The 11,344-nt window shown below is 44.1% G+C and carries 7 protein-coding genes; 3 read left to right on the top strand and 4 right to left on the bottom strand.

The features are described 5' to 3' along the window. The first annotated feature begins 20 nt into the window (after positions 1 to 20). Complete coding sequence (locus DP114_RS16930; RefSeq protein ID WP_171976656.1) at positions 21 to 287, top strand: hypothetical protein; 267 nt, start codon at positions 21 to 23, stop codon at positions 285 to 287. Positions 288 to 477: 190 nt separating this feature from the next. Here the strand turns inward: DP114_RS16930 and DP114_RS16925 are convergent, their stop codons facing one another. The 3 genes from DP114_RS16925 to DP114_RS16915 form a co-directional block, all read right to left on the bottom strand. Continuing rightward, positions 478 to 2,340, bottom strand: a complete 1,863-nt coding sequence (locus DP114_RS16925; protein WP_171976655.1) for an NAD(P)H-quinone oxidoreductase subunit F — start codon at positions 2,338 to 2,340, stop codon at positions 478 to 480. Positions 2,341 to 3,288: 948 nt separating this feature from the next. Next, positions 3,289 to 3,489: a hypothetical protein gene (locus DP114_RS16920; protein WP_169268911.1), complete on the bottom strand. Its 201-nt coding sequence runs from the start codon at positions 3,487 to 3,489 to the stop codon at positions 3,289 to 3,291. 370 nt (positions 3,490 to 3,859) lie between these two features. Continuing rightward, entirely contained in the window at positions 3,860 to 5,974 is a 2,115-nt protein-coding gene (locus tag DP114_RS16915) for an acylase (RefSeq protein ID WP_171976654.1), read from the bottom strand. Between the two features lie 1,295 nt (positions 5,975 to 7,269). Between DP114_RS16915 and DP114_RS16910 the strand changes: the two genes are divergently transcribed. Next, positions 7,270 to 8,808 carry an FAD-dependent oxidoreductase gene (locus DP114_RS16910; protein WP_171976653.1) on the top strand — a complete coding sequence of 513 codons (1,539 nt, stop codon included), beginning with the start codon at positions 7,270 to 7,272 and terminating at the stop codon, positions 8,806 to 8,808. Positions 8,809 to 8,936: 128 nt separating this feature from the next. On the opposite strand, the gene ggt is transcribed toward DP114_RS16910, so the two are convergent. After that, a complete protein-coding gene (gene ggt / locus DP114_RS16905) occupies positions 8,937 to 10,697 on the bottom strand; it encodes a gamma-glutamyltransferase (RefSeq protein ID WP_171976652.1) in 1,761 nt (586 codons plus the stop codon). 183 nt (positions 10,698 to 10,880) lie between these two features. Between ggt and DP114_RS16900 the strand changes: the two genes are divergently transcribed. Then, positions 10,881 to 11,252, top strand: coding sequence for a hypothetical protein (locus DP114_RS16900; RefSeq protein ID WP_171976651.1), 372 nt, complete (start codon positions 10,881 to 10,883; stop codon positions 11,250 to 11,252). Positions 11,253 to 11,344: the final 92 nt, after the last annotated feature.

Raw genomic sequence — 11,344 nt, 5'->3', positions numbered from 1 at the left:
TAAAGTTTTTGAAAACGCAGATGACAGCGGTTTTATGTAAGGTGGGCATTGCTCACCAAGATCTCAAATGTCTATCACATAAGTTTTTCCGAGCAATGCCCAACGCCCTTCGGGTTCGCCAGTCGCCTACGGAGGGAGACCCTCCTGCAGCGCTGGTCTCACCAGATGCTATCTCCCAAGGGGAGACGCCAAAGGCGAACAAGCCGGGAAACCCGGACGCCCTTCGGGTTCGCCAGTCGCCTACGGAGGGAGACCCTCCTGCAGCGCTGGTCTCACCAGATACCTAGGTCGGGAGACCCTCATCAAGTACTGGCTCTCCAACGCACTGGCTCCCCTACGATTTGTGGTCTATTCATATGAAAACCGCTGTAACGACTTTTTGGTGTATAAACTTTGGATGGTTAGTTTTGAATTGTGAGTTGACTGCTTTTTCTGGGCGCAAGGCTTTGCGCCCCATGTTACTAAGAGGTCTGGAAACTAAAACATCAAATTCAAAAGATCAGAACCCCAATATTGCCAACTCACTACCATTCCTAATATACCTACTCCCAATAGCACAGTGAATGCATAAAACTGGGTTTGTCCGGATGTGCTATATTTCAAACCTTCTCCACTCAATATGGAAACTAAGCCAACTAAGTTCACAATTCCATCGAATATGAGGCGGTCGATCATGTCTGCTAGTTTTGAAATCATAGCAACAGTGAAAACTATGCTCACCCGATACAGTTTTGGAGTGTAAAAGTCGTATGCTAGCAAGTCTTGCAAAGGTTTTAAAGGGAAGCGAATTGGTTTGGGAATGACGTTACCTAGATAAACAACGCTTGCAATGCTGCAGCCAAAAATACTTGACCACATTAACAGAAGTCCGACATCTTTGTTAAGAGTTTCCCAAGTTGGCAGTAGTGATAAGCTTTGTAACACCAGGGGTAAATGGAGAGTAAAGCCAAGCAAAATGATTGTGGGTAGAGCCATTTGCCAACTGACTTCAGGTGAGCGATCGCTCATTTGCTTTGGTTTTCCACCAAATATTAAACTGAATTCCCTAGTTAAGCTGAAGGCTGTTAAAGTGTTGACTATTATCAGCACTCCCACAAGCCAAGGTTCTGTTGTCCACAGTCCTGAAGCTAATTTCAGCAATGCCCAAAAGCCCCCTAAGGGTGGAAACCCAATTAATCCTAGAGTCCCTACTATATATGCTAGTCCAGAAACTGGGCGGCGTGACCAAAGTCCCCCCAGAAGACTGACATCTTGAGTGATGCTGTTCCAAACAATTGCACCAGTACTCATGACTAGGAGTGCTGAGGCTAAGGCGTGGGTGAGGACTAACAATAGTGCTGCTTCGTCTTGTTGTGTTCCTACGGCGATGAACACTAAACCCATGTAGGTACTGACGGAGTATGATAAGCAGCGTTTGATATCAACTTGGGCGATCGCAATCAAAGAACCACCCACTGCTGTCACAACACCGATAGCTACCATTGCAGAAGTTGCTATTGGTGACAAACTGAAAACAGGTTGCAGTTTAATCAGCACCCAAGCACCACTCGCAACGACGACTGAATTCCGTAAAATTGTACTGGGAACAGGTCCTTCCATTGCTTCATCTAACCACAGATGCAAGGGAAACTGGGCACACTTACCCATTGGACCTGCAATTAATGCCAGACATGTTAATGTTATTAAGGTTGGGTTGACATTGGCAGTAGTCGCCCATTCTGCTAAATCGGTGTAGTTCCAACTTCCAGCTTGTGACCATATTGCCAGAACTCCCATCAGCAGAAATAAATCTCCTACCCGTTTGGTTAAGAAAGCATCTCTAGCGCCTGTGACAACTAAAGGCTGACTAAACCAAAGTCCTACCAATAAGTAGGTTCCTAAAGTTAGGATTTCCAAAATCACGTAACTGAAAAACAAAGAATTGCATAATGCAAGGGCGCACAGCCCAGCTTCAAACAATCCCAACAGAGAGTAAAAACGTGCCCAGCCCCAGTCCATCTCCATGTAGCCGACAGCAAAAATTTGTGCCAGCAAATTTAAGCCGGTAATGACAACCATTGCGCCGACACTTAAAGAGGAGATTTCTAAATCAATAGAAAGATTTAAACCAGCAGTACTCAGCCAAGGTATAGATATCTCATATGGCGCTTGATTCCAGGTGATTGGTAATACAGAAGCAGAATGAACAAACGCAAGAAATGTCATGACCAAATTGATGTAACCTGCTGGTCTTGGTCCTGTGCGTTTAATGATTCCTGGAGACCAAGGGACAGCTAAAAGCCCCCCCATTAAAGCATAGCAAGGAACTAACCAAACACTTTCAAGCAGAAAATGACCCATTAATTCTCCTCTCAATTTGCAGCACAACAGGACGCTGTTGTCAATGAAAAACCGTTGTTTTTGACAACACAGATATGCGAGTCGAAAAATTTAACTTTTATTTTATATTTTATCTTCGTTAAATCATAGATTACCGTATATTTATGTCAAAGGGGAATAAGTCAGCTAAATCATTAATCTATGATTACTCTAAGAAATTCTTATAGTTTCAAAAATTCTAATAGTTATTATTGTTTGCAATCTATGACCTGAGATCTTGCACCTTAGCGGTGATTACGCCTTGAACTCAAGTTCAAGGCTAATATATCAAGTCCGTAAAAACTCAGATCTTGCACCAGTATCAACAACGAGGCAGAGCCTCGATATCTCGTTCCCAGGCTGCAGCCCAGGAACGAGGGTTGGGAGGCTCTGCCTCCCGATTATTGAGAATGGTGAGCCAGCGCGGTCTTGGGGAGCCAGTGCGGTCTTGGGGTCTCCCCAAGTGGAGCAACTGGCGTGGTTTCCCCATGAGCGACTGGTGAGACAGCGCTGCAGGAGGGTCTCCCGACAGAGGCGACTGCGTAAGCGCAAGCGCACGCCAAGGGCGTAAGCGCAAGCGCACGCTAAGAGCGAACGCGTAAGCGTGTCCCTTTGGGACTTACGCGTAGCGTGCGCTTTGCGCTTACCCGAAGGGCGAACCCGGAGGGTGCAAGATCTCAGTTAAAACGGACTACAAGACTTACCCAGTCAGTTTTAACGGACTTTAGCTTTGAGCCAATATTTTTTTTGGCGGACGAAAAAGCAGATGCAAGATCTGAGCGCCCAACTAGCGGCTTACCGATGCTCGGATTATTGCCGACAACACCTATTTCTCCATCACTGTTTGCAACGCCAGCTATAATTCTTACACCGCTCACACTCAATCTCAAAAGTTCTCTCTTGTTTGAATGCTACTTGGTACCATACTAGTTAGTAGATTTTTTCTACTATTGCTTGCGCATTTCCTGGTAAAATATATGCGACTACTGATGACTGGTGCGATGACTCACTCATAGGAGCAGGTTTCATTTCACCCCTAAAGTCTAGCAGTTGTACAAGCAGGAGGTAGCCAAGTGCCAAAATTATGGAAACCGCACCTGTGATAATTGCAACTATTTTCCCACGATCCATCAATCTCACCTGTAATGTTAAGATATAGTAATATCCCTATATTAAAATTGCAATAGCACATAGTGGTGCAGCAGGCACGTAAATAAGCATAACATCCCAGACAGCCAAAAAGCCTGAAATCAAGGCTTTTTGACCTTTTTTGAATTCAAAATTCAAAATATGCCCAAAGGGCACGCCAAAGGCGAACAAAGTTCAATCCGGAAGAATTTTTTTGAATTAATTAATGAGGGTCAGAGCCCCCACGATAATCTTTGATTTGGTGGTCAACAATAGCGTAGAGAGTTCAAGCTCCTACTAATTGTCTTTAATTTTGAATTTTGAACTTTGAACTTTGAATTTGAGCCCGAAGGGCGAGTGACCCTGGTTACATTCAGAATGCTTTGCGCTCCTCTAAATGCGCTAGAATATCCTGACGCTCGCGCCAAACTGGACGCAACTGCTTGCCAGTGAACAACTGTAACTGATCACCGACATGGGGCGAATTTGGTTGAGTTGCATTACCATAGCCAATCAACGCCATCGCCTTTACTGGTTGAGAAAACTCAATAGCAGCGACGAACGAATCACCTTGAACTGCTTGGAAGCGACCTTCTGCTCCTGGTGCAAAATCGACGACGCGGAAAATACCGAGACTTCCATCGCCACCATTAGCAGGCAAATCCTTATCGCCCACATGCAGCCGGAAAACATCTCCCCACGCGACATCTAGCTTTCCATAAGCTTTTTCAATTTTGCCCGCAACAGCTTCAAGTGTTGCAACTGCTTTGTTGGGATCGGCTAAACCGTCTGGAGTGGTACGTGGAGAGTCTAGATTCCAAGGTTTGCTAAATGATTTATCATCTAAGTTCATCTGTTCTGCCCAGGAGGCAAAAAGTACAGCACCCTTAGAATCTGCATTCGCTTGTCTATCCCACGCCAACAGGACATCAGCTGCTCGCCGCGCTAATTCACCCCCCTGCTTTCGGGAAGCCGGGATTAAGTCATCTAAAATGCGGTCTGCCAGTTCCATGCGGGTTGAATGTTTGTATTGCACCATCTCATCAAAAGAGATTTTGTCGTCCTCAGAAAGCATTCTTATAGAACGCTCTGTCCGAAACTTGCCGGGAAAATCTAGGGAACTCGGTGCCATGTAAGCAGGGTAATTGTTTGCTTTAATAGCAGTAGGATACGTCGTTGTCCAAGGTGGATCATTAGTATTTTGCAACCAACCGCTTTTTGGATCAATGACGCGCGGTAAATCTTGGTAGGGATGGATTTTCGTCCATAGTGTTTTAGACGTGTCACCAGGAATAATCCCTTCCCAGTATTTAAAATCACCTTGAGAACGAATTGGAACATCACCGTTGAACAGGTGCATGATATGCCCATCTTTGTCTGCATACATCACCGTAAACATAGGTAGTTGCAAACGCTTGAGAACAGATTGAAACTGGGTGAGGTTTTGGGAACGCGCCATATCCCACCATTGCTCAAGCACACCAGGTCGATCAAGACCAGCAACGCGCAACGCCAAAGCAGAACCATCTTTTTGTGTGACCACAGGACCGTGAACAGAACGTTTGACGATGAGGGGTTGTTCGGTTAACGTACCGTTAGATTGTTTTACCTTCAACGAAAGGGTTTTAGTCTCGAAGGGACGAACTTTGCCATCGAAGCGATAACCATTTTCTGCTAATTTGAGTGAGTACGTATCCCAACCATCGTAAGTGTTGACGGTGTGAGTCCAGCCCAAATTATTGTTGAAGGCGATCGCCAACACCGGAATTCCAACAAGTGTTGCACCATAAGCATCAATATCGGGAGTTTTAAGTTGTGCTTCGTACCACAAAAATAAATCCGACCAAGGCAAATGTGGATTTGCAAGCAGCATCGCTTTGCCACTTTCAGAATGTGATGGGGCGATCGCCCAACCATTAGACCCGGCTTTTGATTCTTGCTTGGCAACACCAGCAACCGACTGTGGGTCGACAATAAAAGTAAAATGCAGGACTCTGTTTAGGTGAGCCAGTACATCTTCCCCTTTGACTGGCAGTACTACCTCTACTTCATCATCAAGTTTGTCTGCATGCTCCTTAGCATAAGCATTAATTCCAGCAGCAAAACCATCCAGATAGTTGCGAAAAGTTGGATTTTGTGCTTTGTACCAAGAACTCGCGCGTTCTGGAACTCCCATAGTCTGAACCCAACGGTCTGATTCTAAATATTTTTCTCCCCAGTATTCGGCTGCACGTCCGCGTGCTTGACCGTAAAGACGCAAAAGCAAGTTACCATGACTTTGCATTTGTGCCCAACCAAAGGCTTGAAATGCACTTCGGGTATCTTTGCCGTAGATGTGGGGTATGCCGTAAGTATCCCACAGTATTTCAGTCGAATTTGATAGCTGTGCCGAAGTCTGACATCCCAAAACTAAAGCAAAGATGATGCCAAGTAAAAATGCTAGAAGTCGGAATGGTTTTCGCGCCAAAGTTTTATGTAAATGACCCATATTTCTATTTAGGAATTCATAAGGAGAAAAGCAAATGAGTTGCTCACCACTGTTGGATCTCAATTTTGGAGCATGGATTTTGGGAGATTTAGTTGTCAGTTAAGTTCGACTGACGGCGTGTTTGGTAACGTAGGCGACGGGAGCATTGTGTGCTCTTGGCTGTTGGCTCTATCTGACTTAATCGCCTAATTTGTCAGATTAGTTCAACCTCCCGTGTAAAGGTAACCACAAATATTTCTTAAGTAGAGTCCGCGAGGCGTGTTGGCGGATGCTCTACTTTGCCAACTTCACTTATTAATATTTCCTCGCTTCTAGTAAAAGATGTGACCAACACAAAAATTACGCTTGATAGCAACAGACCTGGAAGAACGTGCTTAGATTTCATTATTTTTCTCTAACTCCGTCACACCACGAATCTTTAGTTGATGACTAGTAACAGGAAACTATTGAAATTGATTTGCATTGAGAAAGCAAGCTTAATCAAACGACAAAAAACAAAAATTTACATTTAGTAGGTAAATTTTAAATACACTATTGCTAGTCATTAACACTAATTAATTCATAAAACTTCATTATGTCAAGTTAGTATTCTAATCGCTTTTCGCTTTTAACTAGGAATCCGGTTTGATTTGGTCAGACCAGTGCTTGATGAGGGTTTCCCTCACTTGGCATCTGGCGTATCTCCTCCACCAGACGCTCTTGCAACGCCTTCTGGCGTGCGCTCTGCGCACACCGGAAGGGTGAAATTGTTTGCGTAGGGAGAGAACGCTTAACAGGAAAAAAGGCTCTTGAAGTGTACCTAGCTTCGTCAAAAATCAAATAGTAAGTAAGTAAGCATGATTAAATCGAACTATGTTAACTTATGTAAAGCGCCAAAAATCTTTTAAAAAGAAGCTTTTAAGCGATTTACATTTCTTAATTTAGTTGTGTTTTTTAGCGCCCACCTACTTAGTCCTATATCTTGAAAAACAAGTTGAATTCTATTTCCTTTCATTAATGACTCTTTCATGAAATCAAGAGTTATTTATCTCATATAGAATTCCTCGGCAGATTTTGACGAAGCTAAGTACAGTTTCTGTTAAGCGTTAAGCGAAGCCTGCGATGCACTGAGCGTGGTCGTTGTGTTCCCTACCTCAACGAGTTCCTATGGCTTTGCCACGCAAGCTAAGAGAAACAAAACCGGATTCCTATAATCATCTATCTTGAGAAATAACTTCGGAAAATTTAAGATTGACTTTGACTTTTAATTTATATTAGTACGATCACAAATAGTGACTATAGTGGAATTTAGTATTATGTCCCTGACGGAAAATGTTCTTTCACAACTACCAGGAAATATTTTAGATAAGTTACGCCAAGCTGATCGCATTTTGACATCAGTGAGAGAGGATAACGCTCCTGTACCAATGGTCGTAAAAGAAACTCAGCAACCTTTGGGTGCTATAGATTGGGATGTTGTCATCTGCGGCGGAACATTAGGCATTTTAATTGGCTGTGCCTTAGCTGTGAAGGGAGTGCGAGTGGCGTTAATAGAACGCTCAATGTTACGTGGTAGAGAGCAAGAATGGAATATTTCTTGTAAAGAATTACAAGTTTTCTTGGAGTTAAATTTACTGACGGATGCAGAATTAGAACAGGCGATCGCCACACAATACAATCCCGCAAGAGTCAGCTTTTTTGGTGGTACAGAAGTTTGGGTAAGAGATGTTCTGAACATTGGTGTCGATCCAGTTTATTTGCTGGAAACTTTAAAGCAGCGATTTCTTACATCTGGTGGAAAGTTATTTGAAAATACTCCGTTTACAGAAGCAGTTGTTCATCCTGATGGAGTGATGGTAAACAACCAATTCAAAACCAGGTTATTAATTGATGCAATGGGATATCTTTCTCCCATAATCCAGCAAGCACGTCAGGGACAAAAACCAGATGCACTTTGTTTAGTTGTGGGAACTTGTGCTCAAGGTTTTCCAGAAAATCACACAGGCGACTTACTGTTATCATTCACACCTGTGCAAAATCAATGCCAATACTTTTGGGAAGCTTTCCCAGCAAGGGATGGTAGAACGACTTACATGTTTACTTACATGGATGCCAATCCACAACGCTTGAGTTTAGAAGCTCTATTTGAGGATTATCTACGTTTAATGCCGGAATATCAAGGCGTGGAGTTAAGCCAGCTTACATTTAAACGAGCGCTATTTGGCTTTTTTCCCTCCTATCGTTCTCCACTCAAGACACCTTGGAATCGCATTTTACCTGTTGGAGATAGCAGTGGGAGTCAGTCTCCCTTGAGTTTTGGCGGTTTTGGTGCGATGGTGCGTCACTTACAGCGTTTAACATTAGGTATTCACGAGGCGCTACAAATAGATCAGTTATCTGCAAAACAAATCGCACCACTGCAACCATACCAACCTAGTTTAGCTGTGACTTGGCTATTCCAAAAAGCAATGAGTGTTGATGTTAATCAAAAAATTGATCCAAATCAAATTAATCAACTCCTGTCTACAGTATTTCAACAAATGCAACAACTCGGTGAATCTGTACTCAAACCATTTTTGCAAGATGTGGTACAGTTCCCGGCGCTGACAAAAACGCTTATAAAAACTGGCGTAACACATCCAGGATTAATTGGCAAAGTTATTCCTCAAGTTGGTTTGGGAACTTTACTCGGTTGGATGGTTCACTATGGGAATTTAGGAATTTACTCTGTTTTATTTTGGCTGAGTCAAATGTTAGAACCGTGGAAAAAGAATTTACCCAGTATATCTAAATATTATTGGAATCGTTGGAGTGATGCCTGGAAGTATGGTTCTGGTAGTGATTATTCTGATTAGACCTCTCCAAAAATGATTTTTAGTGCAAGCGCGGGGTATTGGTTTCATAGCCATTTTTGGAGAGGTCTATTGATGATTTGACAAAAGACGCGATGTATCGCGTCTCTACAATTTTTCACTACACCAATTTATTTGCCTATAGCTTCTCCTTCGCGACGGGGATCTGCGCCGCCGAGCAAACCCTGCTCGGTTATGATAATGCCGTGGGAACCACTGGTTTGCTCCACAACTTGCACCGAATGACCGAGCGCTTCTAACGCAGACTTGAGGTTCGCAACACTTGTACCCGCCTCCAGTTCCGTTGGACCATTGCGGTTACCGAAATTTGGCAGTGATAACGCTTGCTGGCTGTCGAGTTTCCAGTCCAGTACTCCAACCAGTGCCTTAGCTACGAAGTTGATAATTCTCGCACCACCTGCAGAGCCAACCACCATGACTAGCTTGCCATGCTGGTCAAACACCATCATGGGAGCCATCGAACTTCTGGGGCGCTTTCCAGGTTCTACCCGATTAGCGACAGGCTTACCATCACTTGTTGTGGGTGAGAAAGAGAAATCTGTGAGTTCATTGTTGAGCAAGAAGCCTCGCACCAGCAATCTTGAGCCAAAAGCATCCTCAATACTAGTAGTCATCGACACCGCGTTACCGTAGCGATCAACAATTGCAACATGGCTGGTGGAAGGAAACTCTGGAGAATCATCTTTTCCCCTCAGAAGCGCAGGCTGTAAAGGTAGCTCACCAGGTTTGGCTTCAGTCAAGGCACGGTCAAGACTTATTAGCGCAGCGCGGCGCTTGAGGTATTCAGGGTCGAGCAATTCGTTAGATGGTACGGACACGAAATCTGGATCGGCTATGTAGAATCCCCGGTCAGCATAAGCAAGCCGTCCAGCTTCAGAGAACAGATGCACTGCCTTTAATGAAGCCGGCTCTAAGCTAGCTAAATTGAAATTTTCGAGGATGCCGAGAATTTGTAACACGGTTAGACCCCCAGAACTTGGAGCACCCATACCGCAAACTTTGTAAACTCGGTAAACCCCACACACTGGTGGTCGTTCTATTGCTTGATAGGTTGCTAGATCGGTGGTTGTTAAATCGCCTGGTACGCCTGCTTGTTGCACCGTAGCAACGATATCGTTAGCAATTTCACCCTTGTAAAAGGCATCAGCACCTCCCTTGGCAATTTGGCGCAGTACCTGGGCATAAGACCGATTGACAAGTATAGTGCCGACAGGCTTGGGAGTGCCATCCGGTTGGAAGAAGTAGTTCCTAGCTCGCTCCGTGCGCTGGAGATACTGTTCTGTCTTCAGTAGAGTGTACAAGCGTGGCGAGATGGGAAAGCCTTTTTCAGCCAGTTTGATCGCAGGTTGAAAAAGTTGCTTCCAAGGTAACCTGCCATGTTTCTTGTGTGCCAGTTCTAGCATCCTGACTGCCCCAGGCACACCTACAGATTTTCCGCCAACAACAGCATCGTAGAACTGTAGCGCTTTGCCATCCGCATCAAGAAAACGGTCTGGTTTAGCAGCAGCTGGAGCAGTTTCTCTACCATCATAGGTACGAAGTTGTTTAGCTTTAGCATCGTAGTAAACGAGGAAAGCCCCTCCACCCAGTCCAGAGGACTGTGGCTCAACTAAGCCGAGTACTAATTGGATAGCGATCGCCGCATCAACCGCACTTCCTCCAGCACGGAGAATTTCACTACCTGCTGCTGATGCTAGAGGGTTAGCTGCTACTGCCATATACTTCTGAGTAATGACAGCTTCGCGCTCAATGCGACCACTACCTGCTTCGGGTGCATCTTGTGTACGCGCCACCATAGGCTGCAAGAGGGCGGTACCAACGGCAAGGGCTAGCAGACCAAAACGGAATCGAATTCTACGTGCTTTTACCACAGAGAATACCCTAAGTTATGTAATTTTCTAAGTACTATTAGACCAGAGAATTGGCTTTGGCATTTAAACAAAATTTCTATTTTACCCAAAAACCTTATAGACGACTTAAAACAAGGTACAGGAAGAATAGTTTTCACCTCCTCCACAGGAAAACAATCATCTTATATTCGTCCTGATGGCAAAATGAGCGTTTACACATACCATTTCCTCGAAGCATTGCAAGGTGCAGCCAACCAACCAGGAGATAAAGTCGTGCGGGTTTCCCATTTAATGAATTATTTAGGGAAAACTGTTCCCCAAAGCGCCAATAAATTAGGTAAAGAACAAACTCCGTTTTTTGACTTTGCAACTGAAGATTTCCCCGTCGCATTGTTACGCGGAGGTAAAGGTTTACCTCAAGAGGGATGGGATAACGTGAAAACAGAAGCGCAAGAAAACATTCGCAGTATCAGCAATCAAGTTAATAATGGGGTGGGGATTGTTGGTGATAGAAATGTTGGCTTTAATATAGGTACTGCCGGAAATATTACATTTGGTGATATTTCTTCTGGATGATAGCAATTGAAAATAATGCTGACTGAAATTTACGACTGATTAAAGTGATACAACCATCTATAGATTGAATTGACTTTTGACCGAGACAATTT

Origin of the sequence: Brasilonema sennae CENA114, assembly GCF_006968745.1 — a bacterium.
In the GTDB taxonomy this organism is placed as follows: Bacteria; Cyanobacteriota; Cyanobacteriia; order Cyanobacteriales; family Nostocaceae; genus Brasilonema; species Brasilonema sennae.
This window is presented reverse-complemented; position numbering and strand designations above follow the sequence as displayed.